Origin of the sequence: Pseudomonas lactis (assembly GCF_001439845.1) — a bacterium.
GTDB classification, from domain to species: Bacteria; Pseudomonadota; Gammaproteobacteria; order Pseudomonadales; family Pseudomonadaceae; genus Aquipseudomonas; species Aquipseudomonas lactis.
Genome location: NZ_JYLO01000014.1, coordinates 84682 through 100152, shown reverse-complemented (window position 1 = coordinate 100152; position 15471 = coordinate 84682). Strand labels below are relative to the sequence as shown.

Below are 15471 nucleotides of genomic sequence, written 5' to 3'. Positions count from 1 at the left end.
TTTCCAAGGAAGCAATGGCATGCACAAAGTGGTAATGGGCGTATTGATACTGGCGGCACTGGCCGGTTGCGCAGGTTCGAAGATGAAAGAGGCGCGCGCAGGCAGCCCCTACAAGACCCTGGCGTCAGACAAGGCCACCCTGGTCGTTGCCCAGTGCATCCAGTTCGGCTGGCAGGATGAAAGCGTGTTCGGCGTCGATGCCGGCGGCTTCAAGGAAGCGACCGAGGCGGGTGGTTTCACGGTGTACACCACCGGTGGCGATTACTTTGTCGATGTACTCAGCACCGGCGCGGGTTCTACGGTCAACTATTATGCTGCTCAGGACAATATGCCGGCCAAACGTCGCCTGGCAGCACTGGCCACTTGTCTGTAAGTCGGTTGCCTTAGTCATATTCCGAAACGCCTGGCGGGACAGCCGCCGGGCATTGGCTTATGATTCACTCGCTCGTTCGACGTGATGGCTCTTTACCAGTACACGGATGTCGAGGCTTAAACGTCGAACGAGCTCCTCCACCCCACCTCAACGGGGCATGAAACCCAAGTGCCAGCGTCGCGGAATCAACAGTGTCGCCACCCCCAAGGCCCCAGCCAACGCACCACTGACCCACAATGCGCGCAGGCCCATCTGCTGTTCCAGCAGCGCACCGATCACAGCGCCAATGAACATCCCACCCCACGGAATCAATTGCACGCGCCAGCCATTGCGGCGCTCGCCCAATAACCAACGGCCCAGCCCGCGACCAAAGCGTGACAGCGCCCCAGTGACGTAGGTCAGCCCCACCGGTAACCCGTTCACCTCCTCGACGGCCGCGTTGAGCATGCCCATGGCAATGATCGCCGCGAGCAATGCGGGCAAGGTGTCGGTGGCAGGCCACAACGCCGCAGCGCAGAGCAAGGCGCCGATGCACAGCAGTAAGGGCAACGCATGGCGCTTGCTGAAACGGCTGACCAGCACACCCAAGGCATTGCCGACCACGAAGGTGACGACCAACAACACCAGCCGTCCGGTGAGCCCCAGGTCGCCCACGCTGATAGCCACCGCCAGGCGCGTGGTGTTACCGCTCATGAACGAGACGAAATCGCCGCTGGCCATAAAACCGATGGCATCGGTCATGCCCGCCAGCACTGACAGGCAGGCCACCAGCATCAAGCCCACGCGCCCACGCCAGCGCTGTCGATGGGCGAGCGTGGCATTGGCGTAAGGCTTGCGGGACGAAGGCAGCATGGGGCCGGTTTCCTCGGTGAGATTATCCGGCCACTACCGTAGGATGCTTTGCCTGTCCGCGCAATGACCTCAGACACGCTCCAGTTGCCAGCCGGTGGCGTGCCACGTCAGATGGTGAGTCGGCTCGATCGCCTGCAAGAATGCCTCGTCATGGGACACGGCCAGCAGCGCGCCGGTAAACCCCTTCAATGCCTGCTCAAACGCCAGCACCGATTCCAGGTCCAGGTGATTGGTGGGTTCATCCAATAACAGCAATTGCGCCGGTGTCTCACGCCAGAGGGCAACGGTCATCGCGGCTTTCAAGCGCTCGCCGCCGCTGAGTTGCCCTGCGGGCTGCGTAACCCGCAGCGCGTCCAGCTGCAATAACGCCAGGCGTGTGCGCAGTTCGGCTTCGGCCAGGGGCGTGTCGAGCAGGTTAAGTTGCTCGACAAGGCTGCGCCGGTCATCCAGCAGCGCCAGGTGTTGATCGATATAGGCACTCGGCACCGCCACGGTGCATTCGCCACTGACCGCCCGCCAAAGGCCTGCAAGCAGTTTGAGCAAGGTCGATTTGCCGCAACCGTTTGGCCCACGTACGGCAACGCGAGCCGGGCCTGTCAGGTTGAGCGTCAGGTAGCTGGCGGGTGCCAGCGGATCGAGCCAAGGCAACTGCGCCTGTTCCAGCACCAGTACCTGGCGACCATTGGGGACGCTCGAGCCTGGTAATGCGAGCAGTGTGGGCGTCTCATCCACCACGCGCTCGTAAGCTTGGCGTACCTGGGCGTCGAATTGGTTTTTGCACGCATGATGGGCACTGCGCACGTTGCTGACGACTTCCTTTGCCGCGCTTTTCCAGCGTGCCCTGGTAAAACGGTCGACGTTGGCGGTCTCGGCCTGTTTACGTGCGCGTGCGGCGTGGCGCTGCAGGTCGTCGTGATCTTTTTGCAGGCGCCGACGCTCGCGGCTGCGGGCCAGACGCGCCTGCTCCCACGCGGCCATCGCGGCCTGCTGGTGAGTATCGCGTTGCTGGCGATAGGCATCGTAGTTGCCGCCATAGACCTGAATGCCCAGGGGCGACAGCTCAATGATGCGACCCATGACGTTGAGCAACTGTCGATCATGGCTGACCACTACCAGCCCGCCGCGCCAATCGCGCAACACATGCAACAGCCAATCGCGTCCGGCAGCGTCAAGGTGATTGCTGGGTTCATCCAGAATCAGCAACTGCGGCGCAGCTAACAACGCCCCGATCAGCGCGACCCTGGCGATTTGGCCGCCGCTGAGTTGATCGGCCGGGGTACTGGCGCTGAGGGTCGGCAAACCCGCTGCATCCAGCGCCTGGCGCAGGCCTTCGGCGAGGTCCCAGCGATCGTCGATCAGCTCCAGATCACCGAGGCGTGCATCGCCCTGGGCCATACGTGCAAGGGCTGCCAAGGCAGCGGCAGTTGCGGTGATATCGGCGATGGTTTGCCCTGCTTGAACCGCGATGGCCTGGGGCACATAGGCAACATTGGCGGGTTTTTTCAGGGTGCCGGAGGAGGGCAGTAGCACGCCGGCCATCAATTTCGCCAGGATACTTTTGCCCCGTCCATTGCGCCCCACGATACCGGTAGGCGTTTGATCAACGGACAGGTTTACGTCCGCCAGCAAGGTTTCGCCATTGGCGAACTGGAAAGACAGGTGTTGCAGGGAAACAAGCGCGGGCAGCCGTTTGACGTCAGTCATCAGCACCTCCAAAAAATGTCGAACAGGCCAACAAGCGCGCCAGGCGGCTCGTTGCAGATACATTCTGGAAGGCTTAGATGTTCACGTCGGCGGTCATCCCGTGAGTCAGAAGGGAGGCAGAGCCTAACCCACGTTAACTTTGTGCGGCAAGTCTTCGGCCAGTTTTTCCAAGAACATCGCCAGTGCGACCTCTTCGGCTTTCAGGCCTTTGCGCACCCGCGGCTTGGGCAACTTCGACAATTGGCCGAGGCTGAAATGCTCAAGCACCGCCGGGTGGATATAGCACTTGCGACACACCGCCGGCGTGTTGCCCAACTGCCGGGCGACATCCTTGACCATCGCCACCACATGCCGCTTGGCGTCGGACTCGGGCTGCCACGCCAACTCGCGCAACACCGCCAGCGCCATCGCCGTGCCGGCCCAGGTGCGGTAGTCCTTGGCGGTAAAATCTTCGCCGGTCAGGCTGTGCAGGTAGTCATTGACGTCCTGGGAGCTGACGGTATGCCGCTCACCGTCTTCGTCCAGGTACTGGAACAGGTTTTGCCCCGGCAATTCCATGCAGCGCTTGACCACCCGGGCCAGGCGCCGATCCTTTACGCTGACTTGATGCTCCACGCCACTTTTGCCACGAAACTGGAACTGGATCTCGCTGCCCTTGATGTCCACATGGCGGTTGCGCAGGGTGGTCAGGCCGTAGGACTTGTTCTCGCGGGCATAATGGGTATTGCCGACGCGGATCAGCGTGGCGTCCAGCAACATCACCACTGTGGCCAGCACTTTTTCGCGGGTAAACCCGGGTTCGGCGATTTGCGCTTCGAGCTGTTTGCGCAATTTGGGCAAGGCGGCGCCAAAGGCCTGCAAGCGCGCATACTTGTCGCTGTCACGCACCTCGCGCCAGCGTGGGTGGTAGCTGTATTGCTTGCGGCCACGGGCGTCGCGGCCGGTGGCTTGCAGGTGGCCGCGAGGGTCGGCGCAGATCCAAACGTCGGTGTAGGCGGGTGGCACCGCCAAGGCGTTCAGGCGTTTGATTTCGTCCGCGTCGGTAATGCGCTCGCCCTTGGCGTTCAGATACTGGAACGTGCCTCGCACTTTTTTACGGCGGATGCCGGGCTGGGTGTCATCCACATAATGCAGGTCGCGGGGCAGGTCGGCGGGTAACGAAGAGTCAGGCATGGGGCGGGTTCCTTGGCAACAAATCAGGCCGGTATGTCTGATTGACCGCAGCGCCCTGCGGTCGTGCCAAATGCTTAAGCCAGTACTGCCACCGCCTTGATTTGCGCCCACAGCGTCTGGCCCGGATGCAGTTGCAACTGGTCGTGGGAGAAGCGCGTGATGCGCGCCAGCAAGGGCGTGCCGCCGGCGTCCAGGCGCACCAGCACATGGGCGCTGTTGTCCGCGCCGACAGTTTGGATGACGGTCACCGGCAAGCGGTTGAGGATGCTGCTGTGTTCTTCGGCCTGCAGGCTCAGGCTCACATCCCGCGCCTGGACCTTGACCCGCAGTGGGTTGCCCACCGCCAGCGGGGCATGGGCCACGCGTATCTGCAACGGGCAATCGGGCAACTGCAGGGTGAGCAACTGATAGTGCGCGTCATAGGCGACGACGCTACCAGCGATCACCACGCCGGCATCGTCGCCCAGCGCCAGGGGCAGGTCGAGGCGCGCCAGGGTTTCGCCGATAGGGCCGCTGGCCAGGGCTTTGCCGTCGCTGAGCAAGACGATATGGTCAGCCAGCCGCGCCACTTCGTCCTGGGCGTGGCTGACGTAGAGCACCGGGATATCCAGCTCGTCGTGCAGGCGTTCCAGGTAAGGCAATATCTCGCTTTTGCGCGGGCTGTCCAGGGCCGCCAGCGGTTCATCCATCAATAACAGCCTGGGGCTGGTGAGTAAGGCACGGGCGATGCCGATGCGCTGACGCTCGCCGCCGGACAAGTGTTGCGGGTGACGCTCAAGCAAGTGCCCGATGCCCAATAGTTCGGTGGCCTGGGCCATGCCCACGCGCCGCTGCGGGCGTGGAATACGCTTGAGGCCGAACTCCAGATTGGCGCGCACCGACAGGTGAGGAAACAGGCTCGCCTCCTGGAACACATAGCCCAAAGCGCGTTTATGTGGCGGCACAAACAGCCCTTTGCGACTGTCTTGCCAGACCTCGTCGTTGATTTGCACAAAGCCGTGTTCGGCGCGTTCTAAACCTGCGATGCAGCGCAGGCAGGTGGTCTTGCCGGACCCAGAATGCCCGTACAGCGCGCTCACGCCACGGCCGGGCAATTGCAGGTCCACATCCAATGCAAAAGCGGAGTACTTCAGCTGCAGGCGTATATCCATCATGGCGATCAGCTCCAGCCCATCTTGGTTTTGCGGCTGGAATAGAGCGCCAGCAGCACGAGAAACGCGAACACCACCATGGCCCCGGCCAGCCAATGGGCCTGGGCATATTCCATGGATTCGACATGGTCGTAGATCTGCACTGAGACGACACGGGTCTTGTCCGGGATATTGCCGCCGATCATCAGTACCACGCCGAACTCACCGACGGTATGGGCAAAGCCCAGGATCGAGGCGGTGATAAACCCAGGGCGTGCCAGCGGCAGGATCACCGTGAAAAACGTGTCCCACGGGTTGGCGCGCAAGGTCGCGGCCACTTCCAGCGGGCGCGTGCCGATGGCCGAAAACGCGTTCTGCAACGGCTGCACCACGAAGGGCATGGAGTAGATCACCGAGCCGATCACCAGCCCGGCGAAGCTGAAGGTGAGGGTGCCCAGGCCCAGCCACTGGGTGAACTGGCCGACGTAGCCGTTGGGCCCCATGGCCAACAGCAAGTAAAAACCGATGACCGTTGGCGGCAACACCAACGGCAGTGCGACCACTGCTCCAATGGGGCCGCGCCACTTGGAACGGGTGCGCGACAGCCACAGGGCGATCGGTGTGCCGATGATCAACAGGATCAGAGTGGTCAGCGAGGCCAGTTTGAGGGTCAACCAGATCGCAGAAAAATCAGCACTCGACAGGGGCATTTACAGCTCGTAACCGTAGGATTTGATAACGGCAGCGGCTTTCGGGCCTTTGAGGTAGTCCACCAGGGCCTTGGCGGCGGCGCTGTCCTTGCCCTTGTTGAGGATCACGGCGTCCTGTTTGATCGGGTCATGCAGGGAGGCCGGAACAATCCACGCCGAACCGCTGGTGACTTTGCCGTCCTTGTAGATCTGCGAGAGGGCGACAAAGCCCAACTCGGCGTTGCCGGTGGAAACAAACTGATAAGCCTGGGTGATGTTCTGGCCTTCGACGAGCCTGTCCTTGACCTTGTCAGTCAAGCCTTCTCTGGCCAGCACCTGGGTGGCGGCTAAGCCGTAGGGTGCAGCCTTGGGATTGGCGATGGACAAATGCTTGAACTCATTTTTCTTTAGCACCTCGCCCTTGGCATCCACATAGCCTTCTTTGGCCGACCACAGCGCCAGGGTACCGACCGCGTAGGTAAAGCGTGAGCCCTTGACGGTAGCGCCTTCGCTTTCGAGTTTTTGCGCGGTGGTGTCATCGGCGCTGAGGAACACTTCAAAAGGCGCGCCATTTTTGATCTGGGTGTAGAACTGCCCCGTGGCACCGTAAGCCGCGACCAGTTTATGGCCGGTGTCTTTCTCGAAGTCGGCGGCAATCGCCTGAATCGGGGCGGTGAAGTTGGCGGCCACGGCCACCTGAACTTCATCGGCATGGGCCGTACCCAAGGCAAAGGCGGCAAGCAGGGGGGCCAGGCGCGAAACGCGGGTCATCATGAGGCAACTCCTTGAAGGTGTACGGCAGGGTGTAGGAAAGAGGGCTTACCGCTATGTATGGGAATATATAGCGGTTGGCCATTGCCGGTACAGTGCCAAGTTGCTGCTCAAATCAGCCGCGGGTGAGTTTGCTCAAGCTGTGCTCGGCTAATTGGCGGGTCAGGTCGTAGGTGGACAGGTCTTTGCCCAGCCCCAGGGCCTGGCCTGCCCACAGGTTGCTGAAACCGGCCTCATCCTTGGCCTTGAGCGGCATCAATGCGCCTCCGGCTTTGGGGAACGCCGGGGCCGCCGGGTTGATGGCGCCGAGTTCACGCATCACCCGGTTGACGATGCCCCGCGCCGGGCGGCCGGTAAACAGGTTGGTCAGCGCGGTTTCGCTGGCCTGGGCATGGCGCAGCGCATGGTGATGGGAGGCGCTTACAGTGGCTTCGGGCGTGAACAGGTAGGCCGTGCCGATCTGCACGGCCGAAGCGCCGAGGGCAAAGGCCGCAACGATGCCACGCGCATCGCCGATTCCGCCCGCAGCAATCACCGGCACGCTGACCGCGTCGACAATCTGCGGTAGCAGCGCCATCAAGCCGATCTGGCTGTTGAGGTCATCGCTGAGGAACAGGCCACGATGCCCTCCGGCTTCAATACCCATGGCAATAATCGCGTCGCAGCCGTGCTGTTCCAGCCACACGGCTTCCTCGACGGTGGTGGCCGATGACAGCACCTTGGCACCGGTGGCTTTTACCCGGTCGAGTAAGGACTTCTCTGGCAAGCCAAAGTGAAAACTCACTACTTCTGGCCGAAACTCTTCTACCACTTGGCAGGCTGCGTCGTTGAACGGCGCGCGGTTGGATACCGGCGTTGGCGCATCGAAGTCGGCGCCCAGTTCATGGTAGTAAGGTTGCAGCAAGGCCTTCCAAGCCTGGTCCCGCGCGTCATCGACATCGGGCGGTTGATGGCAGAAGAAGTTGACGTTTAGCGGCGCATGACTGGCCTGGCGAATGAGGGCCAAGGCCTCGCGCAGTTGCTCCTGGCTCAGCGCCGCCGCAGGCATGGAGCCCAGGGCACCGGCTTGCTGGGCGGCGATGACCATGGCGGTGGTCGTCGCGCCAGCCATCGGCGCCTGGATAATCGGCACCTCAATGCCCAACAGGTCAAGGATGCGGGTGTCTGGCCAGGTGCTCATGGGGTGCTTCTCCAGCGTTAGTAGGGCTTTTCGCTGTTTTAGCAGGGCAATCAGCACCCGGCCAGTCTGTTTTATTCACTGGACGGAAGCGGCGTTTTGTGGGGCTGGGTTTCACGCTCGAGTAACTGGCGCTTGCGCTCTACGCCCCAGCGGTAGCCCGACAGCTCGCCATTGCTGCGCACCACGCGATGACAGGGAATCGCCACCGCCAGGTGGTTGGCACCGCAAGCCTGGGCCACGGCGCGAAAGGAGGAGGGTGCACCGATACGCTCGGCAATCTGCGCATAGCTGGCGGTGCTGCCCGCAGGGATTTCGCGCAACGCCTGCCACACCCGCTCCTGAAAGGCCGTGCCGCGCAGATCCAAGGGCAAATCCAGGCCCACGGCAGGGGCTTCGACAAAGCCGACGACGTGGGCCACCAGTTGTTCGAAACCCTGATCCGCGCCGATCAACTCAGCCTTGGGAAACTGGTCTTGCAGGTCGCGCACCAGTTTGTCCGGATCATCGCCCAGTAAAATCGCACACACGCCACGTTGGCTTTGCGCCACCAGAATCGCCCCCAGCGAGCATTGGCCAACGGCAAAGCGGATGGTGTTATTGGCGCCGCCGCCTTTGTAGTCTCGGGGTTTCATGCCGAGCACTTGGTCGGCGGCTTCATAAAAGCGGCTATTGGAATTAAAGCCCGCGTTGTACAGGGTGTCCGTCACCGAATGCTGGCCCTTGAGGCCGTCGCGCACTCTGCGCGAACGCAGGGCGCTGGCGTAACCCTTTGGGGTCAACCCGGTGTTGGCTTTGAATACGCGGTGGAAGTGAAACGAACTCAACCCGGCGCATTGGGCGAGCATGTCCAGGCTAGGCGGGGTTTGGGCTTGTTCGATTTGCCGGCAGGCCTCGGCCACCAGTTGCCCATGGTGAGCGGCCAACTGGGTCTGGTCGCCGGCAGCGCGTTTACTCGGGCGATAACCGGCGGCCTCGGCCTGCGCCGGCGTGTCGAAGAACTCGATATTTTCCGGGCGCGGTAAGCGCGAGGCGCTGCTGGGGCGGCAATACACGCCGGTGGTTTTCACGCCGTAGACAAATAGCGCGTCAGCCTTGGCATCACGGGCAATAATCGCAGCCCAGCGCGGATCGTGTTCGTTGTTCATGGCCTGCACTCTTGACGGTTCCGGAGCAGATTAAGCCCGCCGCTCGCGCCCGACACTCCGAAGCTTGCGGTCAAATTACCCAGCGGTGCGAAAGGTCAGGTTGATGCGCTGCGGGCCCATGACCGGATGCACGCCGTCCTTGATTGGCATCACGCCATGAAAGCGCAGGCGATCAACGCCGCCCCACACCACCACATCACCATGAAACAGCGAAACCTTTTGGGTTTTGTCGCTGCGCGAATGGCCACCGAACAGGAAAACCGCCGGCAACCCCAGGGACACCGAGACCACGGGCGCGCTGTAGCTGCGCTCATTCTTGTCCTGGTGCAGGGACATTTTCGCCCCCGGTACGTAACGGTTGATCAGGCAGGCATCGGGTTGAAAACCGCTGAAACCGGCCTCGGTAGCCGCTGCCACCGCCAGCTGGCGCAATGTGGCGGGCATGACGGGCCAGGGTTGCTGGCTGCGCGGGTCGAGTGGGCTGTAGCGATAGCCACGGGCGTCGGTGGTCCAGCCCAGCTCGCCGCAACTGCTCAGCGCCGCCGACATGGTAAAGCCGCCGGGGGTGACCATCTGCCGAAACGGTGATTGAGCCAGGACACGCCGCAGTTCAGGCAATAACCGCTCGATCCAGGGCAGGGCATAGCCCTTCAGTACGTAGGATTCTTCGCCAATTTGCTCGCCCCCGGCAGGCTGTTGCAAGGCATCATCGGCAAACAAATCGGCGGTAGGGCCCGGCATGGCTTACAGCGCCTTGCTCACATTGATGTCGGTGATTTCGTCGCTGGCATCATGAATTTTCGCCAAGGCTTGCTTGGCTTCATCGACGCTGTTGCTATGCAACTGGGCGAATTCAAAGCGGCGTTCGCCGTTGAGCTTGTACTTGATGACGTATTTGGTTGTGGTGGTCACAGCTTTTTTCCTGTCAGGTGTTCGGGTCAGCTCAGCTTGCTGCTGGTACGACGAACGATACGGATCTTGTGGGACAACGCAGGCTTGCGGGTCACGCTGATGGCGCGACGGGTCACCACATCCAGGGTGATGTTCCAGAAGCCGGTGCTCGGTGCGGTGATCTTGGCCGGGAATTTATCAAATGCGCCGCCGTGGTAGGTATGGCGGCCGCCGTTTTTGAAACTGCGAAAGTTCGCATCACTCATCAGGCGAATATTGCAGGTCTGCGAGCATTCGATGACGACAATGTCTCCCTCGTTGAGGTGCTCACGCTGGTGGATGAATTTCATGGGGTGTCTCCAGAAGGGCTTTTTCTGAAAAATCAGAACGATACGTAGGTTAAGATGGAGTTTATCAGCCCCAGCGCGTTTATTATCGGGCCGTCGTCGACGACTTCGACAATTTAAAACAGTTATTTACCGAGTTATCACAGATAAATCCTACGTTGGTGGGAGAAAATTACCATCCCCGCTGTCGTAGGGTCTTTATCGGAGGTTTTTGTATGAAGTGGAGTGTGTTGGTGCTGGCCTTGGCAATAGGTGGGTGTGCTTCGGTTGCAGATATCAAGCAGACCCCGCCAACATTGGTGGTCATCTCAGGGAAGAAACCGCAGGAATATGCGGCGTGTGTGGTGCGCAAATTGGAGGCGACCCGTCGGCCGCCGCAGATCGAGCCCCATAAAGACGGTATTCAGGTGATCGTGCCGCAGAAATTCTCGGCAGACCCCTCGGCAATCTTTGAAATTGAAGACCGCTCCAGCGGTAGCAGCATCAAGCTTTATGAAAGCATGTCCAATGTGCCCATCCGCCCGGGCGACGTGAAGAAGGCAGGGGAAGAGTGCATTTCCGGTTGAGCCACAGGCTCATCCCTCAAACCCGATAAAAAAAGCCATCACCCTGCAGGGACGGCCTGCATCCGTTAAACTGTCGGGCATTCACTACAAAGATGCCGCTCAAACCCTGGGTTTGAGCGGCATTTGTTTTTCTGGAAAGCCCGTTATGAAACGAGAACACGTCAAAGCCCGCCATGCTGAAGGCCAGATTTCAGCCACCCATGTCATCCAGAACCCCGCCGACTTGGGCGAGTGGATCGTTTTTTTCAAGAAGAGCGGCGGGCGCAGCTACTTCCTGGTGGACGAGCAGGATGAGGTCGAATCATTTGCGCGCCTGGATGACCTGATCGAAACCCTGCGTGGCCTGGGGATCAAGTTTGCTGAAGTGCACCTGTAGCAGGCTTACTTGCAGACCACCACCACGCTGCGGCCTTTGAAGTTGCCCACGTCCTGGCCCAAGGTCTTGTCGCTCTCCTTGAGCGCCGGCGTTCCGTTAGTGCCGACGATGCGGTAACCGGTGCCCGCGCAGGATGCGTCCGCTTTCTCGTAGCAACTGGCCCATGAATTGGCCTCGCCCGAGCAGTCGATGGTCAAGCCTTGTTCGCCATTTTTCAGCAAGGTGTCGGAAGCGGTAGTGCAGCCGGCGAGTGCCAGTACTGCGGTCAGTGCCAGGATCTTTTTCATAGAGGTTCGTCATCGAGGTATTGGAAGGGCGCGCTGACACTGTCGTGGCGTTGTCGAAGGTTATAGCGAACGGCCATCTAGGTACAGACAAACAAAAAAGCCCCTTTCACGGGGCTTCTTGCGCAACACATGAGGCTTACTTGGTTTTCGGCCGCTTGCTCGATGCATGGCCCGCCTCATCCACAAACACTTCAGCGACGGCAATCGCCATGCTCTCGGTTTCGAATACACCGGCAACGCTGTCGCCGTGAAAATTGATCAAGTGCCAGCCATCTGCTCGCTTCGTGATCAGGTAGCCGTTTACACCTTTGGGTTCTGACATCTGTTGGCAATCTCGTGGTCTTGGTTCAAGGCGCTCATGATAGCGCCAAATGCCGGGGCAGGGCGCAAGTTGTTGCGGGTCAGTGCCAGAGGGGCAAAAGCGTGCTAAAACCATTGCAGCCCTTTTAAACAAGGGGCCAAGTCGGGTGCTGACTGACCGTTGGTGACACCCTTTGCAGGATCAGCGGAACTTACGCCGACATTTTTTCTCTATGATGACATCGCAACGCCAGCAGGACCCATTGTAAGGTGACTGCGGCCTGATTAGACTGCGCCGAATTCCGTACGCACAGCCCTTTGTAAGGACTCATATGATCAAGAAATGCTTGTTCCCAGCAGCCGGTTACGGCACTCGCTTCTTGCCAGCGACCAAAGCCATGCCCAAAGAAATGCTGCCAGTGGTGAACAAGCCACTGATTCAGTACGGTGTGGAAGAGGCTCTGGATGCCGGTTTGAACGAGATCTCCATCGTCACGGGTCGTGGTAAGCGCGCGCTGGAAGACCACTTCGACATCAGCTATGAGCTGGAAAACCAGATCAAGGGCACCGACAAGGAAAAATACCTGGTCGGTATCCGTAAATTGCTCGACGAGTGCTCGTTCTCCTACACCCGTCAGACTCAAATGAAAGGCCTTGGCCACGCCATCCTTACCGGCCGCCCGCTGATCGGTGACGAACCGTTCGCCGTGGTCCTGGCGGATGACTTGTGCGTCAACCTGGAAGGCGACGGTGTGCTGACCCAGATGGTCAAGCTCTACCAGAAATACCGTTGCACCATCGTTGCGGTGATGGAAGTCAACCCAACCGAAACCAATAAGTACGGTGTTATCGCCGGTGATGATATTGGCGATGGCCTGATCCGTGTACGCGACATGGTCGAGAAGCCAGCACCGGAAGATGCACCGTCGAACCTGGCGATCATCGGTCGTTATATCCTTACCCCGGACATCTTCAAGCTGATCGAAGAGACCGAGCCAGGCAAGGGCGGCGAGATCCAGATCACCGACGCTCTGCTCAAGCAAGCCAAAGACGGTTGCGTGATTGCCTACAAGTTCAAGGGCCAACGTTTCGACTGCGGCGGTGCTGAGGGTTACATCGAAGCGACCAACTTCTGCTACGAGCATTTCTACAAGACGGGCAAGGCTTACTGATTCACGCTTGCCGGTACGTTTTAAGCGAAAGCCACCCTCGGGTGGCTTTTTCGTTTTTCAGCCCCATGTAAGTCGGTATGCTGGTGTCCTGCCGAGGAGAGTGAAATGGCCTACGATTTTGACCTGTATGTAATTGGCGCCGGTTCTGGCGGTGTTCGCGCGGCGCGCTTTGCCGCTGGCTTTGGCGCCAAGGTGGCCGTGGCGGAGAGCCGCTACCTGGGTGGCACCTGCGTGAACGTCGGCTGTGTGCCAAAGAAGCTGTTGGTGTATGGCGCGCATTTTGCCGAGGATTTTGAGCAGGCCAGTGGCTTTGGCTGGTCCCTGGGCGAGGCGAACTTTGATTGGGCGACCTTGATCGCCAACAAGGATCGCGAGATCAACCGCCTCAATGGCATCTATCGCAACCTGTTGGTCAACAGCGGCGTGACCCTGCATGAAGGGCATGCACGCCTGGTTGATGCCCACCAGGTGGAGATTAACGGTGAGCGCTTCACTGCCAAGCACATCCTGATCGCCACCGGCGGCTGGCCGCAGATCCCTGAGATTCCAGGGCGCGAGCACGCCATTGGTTCCAATGAGGCATTCTTCCTCAAAGAGCTACCTAAGCGCGTGCTGGTAGTGGGCGGTGGCTATATCGCCGTCGAGTTCGCCGGCATCTTCCACGGCTTGGGTGCACAAACTTCATTGCTGTATCGCGGCGACTTGTTCTTGCGCGGCTTTGATGGCTCGGTGCGCAAGCATCTGCAAGAAGAGCTGACCAAGCGCGGCCTGGACTTGCAGTTCAATGCCGACATCGAGCGCATCGATAAGCAAGCCGACGGCAGCCTCAAGGCCACGTTGAAGGATGGTCGCGTGCTGGAAGCCGATTGTGTGTTCTACGCCACCGGCCGCCGCCCAATGCTGGATAACCTGGGCCTGGAAAACACCGGGGTCAAACTGGACGAGCGCGGTTTCGTCGCGGTGGATGATCTCTACCAGACCGCCGAGCCGTCGATCCTGGCGATTGGCGATGTGATTGGTCGTGTGCAGCTGACGCCGGTGGCTCTGGCTGAAGGCATGGCCGTGGCGCGGCGGTTGTTCAAGCCCGAGCAATACCGCCCGGTGGATTACGCCAATATCGCGACGGCGGTGTTCAGCCTGCCAAATATCGGCACAGTCGGTCTGACGGAAGAGGATGCACGCAAGCACGGCCACAACGTGCAGATCTTTGAAAGCCGTTTCCGGCCGATGAAGCTGACCCTCACCGATTGCCAGGAAAAGACCCTGATGAAGCTGGTGGTCGACGCCGACACCGACAAAGTGCTGGGTTGCCACATGGTCGGCCCGGATGCGGGTGAAATCGTGCAAGGGCTGGCGATCGCGCTCAAGGCGGGCGCGACTAAGCAGCATTTCGACGAAACCATCGGCGTGCATCCTACGGCGGCGGAAGAATTCGTCACCATGCGCACGCCCGTGGCGGACTGATCAGGTTGGCTCTGCTGCTTCTGGCGCCGTTGCAACGACGGCCGCCAGGCGCAGCGCTTCGATGCTTGCCTGGGCCTTGATCAGGTCCAGCTCAAGCGCTTTGTTGTGCTGCTGATGTTCCAGTAGCGCAGCTTGGCGTGATTGGCTGTCCTGCACGGCCACGCGCAGGCGTTCCTGGAGCAGGGCGCGTTCGCTGTCGATCTGGCTGAGTTGTTCCTTGAGTTTCAGCTGTAGCGCCTGGTCCTGACGAGTTTGCTCCTGCAGCGCATTCAATTCCTTGGCGGTCGCTCGCTGCTCACTCAGCAGACGCTCGTTATCGCGATGCAACTGGGTGATCTCATCCTGGCGCACCAGCGCGCTTTGCTGTGCCTGGCGCAATTCGGCCTGAACCTGCTGCAACTGGCCTTCATGGCGACGCTGTTCCTGCTCGCGCTGCTCCTTGATGGCAGTGCGGTAATGCTCAAGCGCATCACGGGCGTGCAGGTGTTTTTCTTCCAGTGAGCGAATCTGCTCGTCCTTGTCGTTGAGCCTTAGCTCGTAGTCGCTGCATGCCTGGCTCAGCCCGGCGTTACGGGTTTGCTCGGTCTGCAAGCTGGTGCTGGCGGTTTGCAGCGCCGCGCTTTCTTCGGCCAGGGCCGCGGCCTGGATATCAAATTGCTGTTTGAGCTGGGTGTGCGCCTCTTCCAGGGTTTTTACCTGGGCGAGCAGGGCGGCTTTGCGTTGCTCGAATTGCGCCAGGGCCAGGTCGATCGGCTCTTGGGCCTTCTCTTTCAGGCGTTGCGCCAGGCGTGCGACCAGTTCGCCAAGCTCATCGTCAATTGGCGCCTGAGTGATGGTTTGTCGTGATTCGCTTTCGTCCAGCTCTTTCAAATAGCGATGAATCGTGGTTTTCGAGCCGGTATTCCCCATTTCGATACGCACTGCATCGATGCTGGGGTTTTCGCCGCGGGCGAGGATCGCCAGGCGTGCCGTCTGCACTACTGCTTTGTTTATGCCGCCACGAGCCATGGGGTCTCCGTCGATTTAGTACTGTGGTACATGGTATGTAGAT

19 protein-coding genes are annotated in these 15471 nt (G+C 60.2%); 5 read left to right on the top strand and 14 right to left on the bottom strand.

Annotation, left to right across the window (positions count from 1 at the left end):
* Positions 1–19 precede the first annotated feature (19 nt).
* Positions 20–373, top strand: coding sequence for a hypothetical protein (locus TX24_RS23665; protein ID WP_057711349.1), 354 nt, complete (start codon positions 20–22; stop codon positions 371–373).
* Between the two features lie 147 nt (positions 374–520).
* On the opposite strand, the gene TX24_RS23660 is transcribed toward TX24_RS23665, so the two are convergent.
* From TX24_RS23660 to TX24_RS23615, 11 genes are all read right to left on the bottom strand, one after another.
* A complete protein-coding gene (locus tag TX24_RS23660) occupies positions 521–1225 on the bottom strand; it encodes a YoaK family protein (protein ID WP_057711347.1) in 705 nt (234 codons plus the stop codon).
* 69 nt (positions 1226–1294) lie between these two features.
* Entirely contained in the window at positions 1295–2929 is a 1635-nt protein-coding gene (locus tag TX24_RS23655) for an ATP-binding cassette domain-containing protein (protein WP_057711345.1), read from the bottom strand.
* Positions 2930–3052: 123 nt separating this feature from the next.
* Entirely contained in the window at positions 3053–4102 is a 1050-nt protein-coding gene (locus tag TX24_RS23650; protein WP_057711343.1) for a DNA topoisomerase IB, read from the bottom strand.
* Between the two features lie 74 nt (positions 4103–4176).
* Positions 4177–5256 (bottom strand): molybdenum ABC transporter ATP-binding protein, encoded by a 1080-nt coding sequence (modC, locus tag TX24_RS23645; RefSeq protein WP_057711341.1) that lies wholly within the window; start codon positions 5254–5256, stop codon positions 4177–4179.
* Positions 5257–5261: 5 nt separating this feature from the next.
* Entirely contained in the window at positions 5262–5942 is a 681-nt protein-coding gene (modB, locus tag TX24_RS23640) for a molybdate ABC transporter permease subunit (RefSeq protein WP_034135039.1), read from the bottom strand.
* Positions 5943–6695, bottom strand: a complete 753-nt coding sequence (modA, locus tag TX24_RS23635) for a molybdate ABC transporter substrate-binding protein (RefSeq protein ID WP_003191327.1) — start codon at positions 6693–6695, stop codon at positions 5943–5945.
* Positions 6696–6807: 112 nt separating this feature from the next.
* On the bottom strand, positions 6808–7872 hold the full coding sequence (locus TX24_RS23630; protein WP_057711339.1) for an NAD(P)H-dependent flavin oxidoreductase: 1065 nt from the start codon (positions 7870–7872) through the stop codon (positions 6808–6810).
* A gap of 71 nt (positions 7873–7943) precedes the next feature.
* The gene (gene ada, locus TX24_RS23625; protein WP_057711338.1) at positions 7944–9017 is read right to left on the bottom strand and encodes a bifunctional DNA-binding transcriptional regulator/O6-methylguanine-DNA methyltransferase Ada; all 1074 of its coding nucleotides are present in this window, start codon (positions 9015–9017) and stop codon (positions 7944–7946) included.
* Between the two features lie 75 nt (positions 9018–9092).
* Positions 9093–9758 (bottom strand): DNA oxidative demethylase AlkB, encoded by a 666-nt coding sequence (alkB, locus tag TX24_RS23620; RefSeq protein ID WP_057711336.1) that lies wholly within the window; start codon positions 9756–9758, stop codon positions 9093–9095.
* Positions 9759–9761: 3 nt separating this feature from the next.
* Positions 9762–9929 (bottom strand): hypothetical protein, encoded by a 168-nt coding sequence (locus TX24_RS32200; RefSeq protein WP_003191320.1) that lies wholly within the window; start codon positions 9927–9929, stop codon positions 9762–9764.
* 26 nt (positions 9930–9955) lie between these two features.
* On the bottom strand, positions 9956–10258 hold the full coding sequence (locus TX24_RS23615) for a DUF1883 domain-containing protein (protein ID WP_003191319.1): 303 nt from the start codon (positions 10256–10258) through the stop codon (positions 9956–9958).
* A 212-nt stretch (positions 10259–10470) separates the two neighbouring features.
* On the opposite strand from TX24_RS23615, the gene TX24_RS23610 reads away from it, so the two are divergent.
* On the top strand, positions 10471–10821 hold the full coding sequence (locus TX24_RS23610; protein ID WP_003191317.1) for a hypothetical protein: 351 nt from the start codon (positions 10471–10473) through the stop codon (positions 10819–10821).
* Between the two features lie 145 nt (positions 10822–10966).
* On the top strand, positions 10967–11197 hold the full coding sequence (locus TX24_RS23605; protein WP_003191314.1) for a hypothetical protein: 231 nt from the start codon (positions 10967–10969) through the stop codon (positions 11195–11197).
* A gap of 5 nt (positions 11198–11202) precedes the next feature.
* Here TX24_RS23605 and TX24_RS23600 read toward each other — a convergent pair whose 3' ends face one another.
* Together TX24_RS23600 and TX24_RS23595 are read right to left on the bottom strand one after the other, a co-directional pair.
* A complete protein-coding gene (locus tag TX24_RS23600) occupies positions 11203–11484 on the bottom strand; it encodes a hypothetical protein (RefSeq protein WP_003191312.1) in 282 nt (93 codons plus the stop codon).
* Positions 11485–11620: 136 nt separating this feature from the next.
* Positions 11621–11806, bottom strand: a complete 186-nt coding sequence (locus TX24_RS23595) for a hypothetical protein (protein WP_003191311.1) — start codon at positions 11804–11806, stop codon at positions 11621–11623.
* Positions 11807–12116: 310 nt separating this feature from the next.
* On the opposite strand from TX24_RS23595, the gene galU reads away from it, so the two are divergent.
* Together galU and gorA are read left to right on the top strand one after the other, a co-directional pair.
* Positions 12117–12956 carry a UTP--glucose-1-phosphate uridylyltransferase GalU gene (gene galU / locus TX24_RS23590; RefSeq protein ID WP_003173830.1) on the top strand — a complete coding sequence of 280 codons (840 nt, stop codon included), beginning with the start codon at positions 12117–12119 and terminating at the stop codon, positions 12954–12956.
* A 105-nt stretch (positions 12957–13061) separates the two neighbouring features.
* Complete coding sequence (gorA, locus tag TX24_RS23585) at positions 13062–14420, top strand: glutathione-disulfide reductase (RefSeq protein ID WP_003191308.1); 1359 nt, start codon at positions 13062–13064, stop codon at positions 14418–14420.
* Here the strand turns inward: gorA and TX24_RS23580 are convergent, their stop codons facing one another.
* Positions 14421–15428 carry a DNA-binding protein gene (locus TX24_RS23580; protein ID WP_057711334.1) on the bottom strand — a complete coding sequence of 336 codons (1008 nt, stop codon included), beginning with the start codon at positions 15426–15428 and terminating at the stop codon, positions 14421–14423. It lies immediately after the preceding gene.
* Positions 15429–15471: the final 43 nt, after the last annotated feature.

What these genes read in the sequence shown, in the direction of transcription:
- TX24_RS23665 (WP_057711349.1), top strand. Translation starts at nt 20, where the DNA reads ATGCACAAAGTGGTAATGGGCGTATTGATACTGGCGGCACTGGCCGGT.
- TX24_RS23660 (WP_057711347.1), bottom strand. Translation starts at nt 1,225, where the DNA reads ATGCTGCCTTCGTCCCGCAAGCCTTACGCCAATGCCACGCTCGCCCAT.
- TX24_RS23655 (WP_057711345.1), bottom strand. Translation starts at nt 2,929, where the DNA reads ATGACTGACGTCAAACGGCTGCCCGCGCTTGTTTCCCTGCAACACCTG.
- TX24_RS23650 (WP_057711343.1), bottom strand. Translation starts at nt 4,102, where the DNA reads ATGCCTGACTCTTCGTTACCCGCCGACCTGCCCCGCGACCTGCATTAT.
- modC (WP_057711341.1), bottom strand. Translation starts at nt 5,256, where the DNA reads ATGATGGATATACGCCTGCAGCTGAAGTACTCCGCTTTTGCATTGGAT.
- modB (WP_034135039.1), bottom strand. Translation starts at nt 5,942, where the DNA reads ATGCCCCTGTCGAGTGCTGATTTTTCTGCGATCTGGTTGACCCTCAAA.
- modA (WP_003191327.1), bottom strand. Translation starts at nt 6,695, where the DNA reads ATGATGACCCGCGTTTCGCGCCTGGCCCCCCTGCTTGCCGCCTTTGCC.
- TX24_RS23630 (WP_057711339.1), bottom strand. Translation starts at nt 7,872, where the DNA reads ATGAGCACCTGGCCAGACACCCGCATCCTTGACCTGTTGGGCATTGAG.
- ada (WP_057711338.1), bottom strand. Translation starts at nt 9,017, where the DNA reads ATGAACAACGAACACGATCCGCGCTGGGCTGCGATTATTGCCCGTGAT.
- alkB (WP_057711336.1), bottom strand. Translation starts at nt 9,758, where the DNA reads ATGCCGGGCCCTACCGCCGATTTGTTTGCCGATGATGCCTTGCAACAG.
- TX24_RS23615 (WP_003191319.1), bottom strand. Translation starts at nt 10,258, where the DNA reads ATGAAATTCATCCACCAGCGTGAGCACCTCAACGAGGGAGACATTGTC.
- TX24_RS23610 (WP_003191317.1), top strand. Translation starts at nt 10,471, where the DNA reads ATGAAGTGGAGTGTGTTGGTGCTGGCCTTGGCAATAGGTGGGTGTGCT.
- TX24_RS23605 (WP_003191314.1), top strand. Translation starts at nt 10,967, where the DNA reads ATGAAACGAGAACACGTCAAAGCCCGCCATGCTGAAGGCCAGATTTCA.
- TX24_RS23600 (WP_003191312.1), bottom strand. Translation starts at nt 11,484, where the DNA reads ATGAAAAAGATCCTGGCACTGACCGCAGTACTGGCACTCGCCGGCTGC.
- TX24_RS23595 (WP_003191311.1), bottom strand. Translation starts at nt 11,806, where the DNA reads ATGTCAGAACCCAAAGGTGTAAACGGCTACCTGATCACGAAGCGAGCA.
- galU (WP_003173830.1), top strand. Translation starts at nt 12,117, where the DNA reads ATGATCAAGAAATGCTTGTTCCCAGCAGCCGGTTACGGCACTCGCTTC.
- gorA (WP_003191308.1), top strand. Translation starts at nt 13,062, where the DNA reads ATGGCCTACGATTTTGACCTGTATGTAATTGGCGCCGGTTCTGGCGGT.
- TX24_RS23580 (WP_057711334.1), bottom strand. Translation starts at nt 15,428, where the DNA reads ATGGCTCGTGGCGGCATAAACAAAGCAGTAGTGCAGACGGCACGCCTG.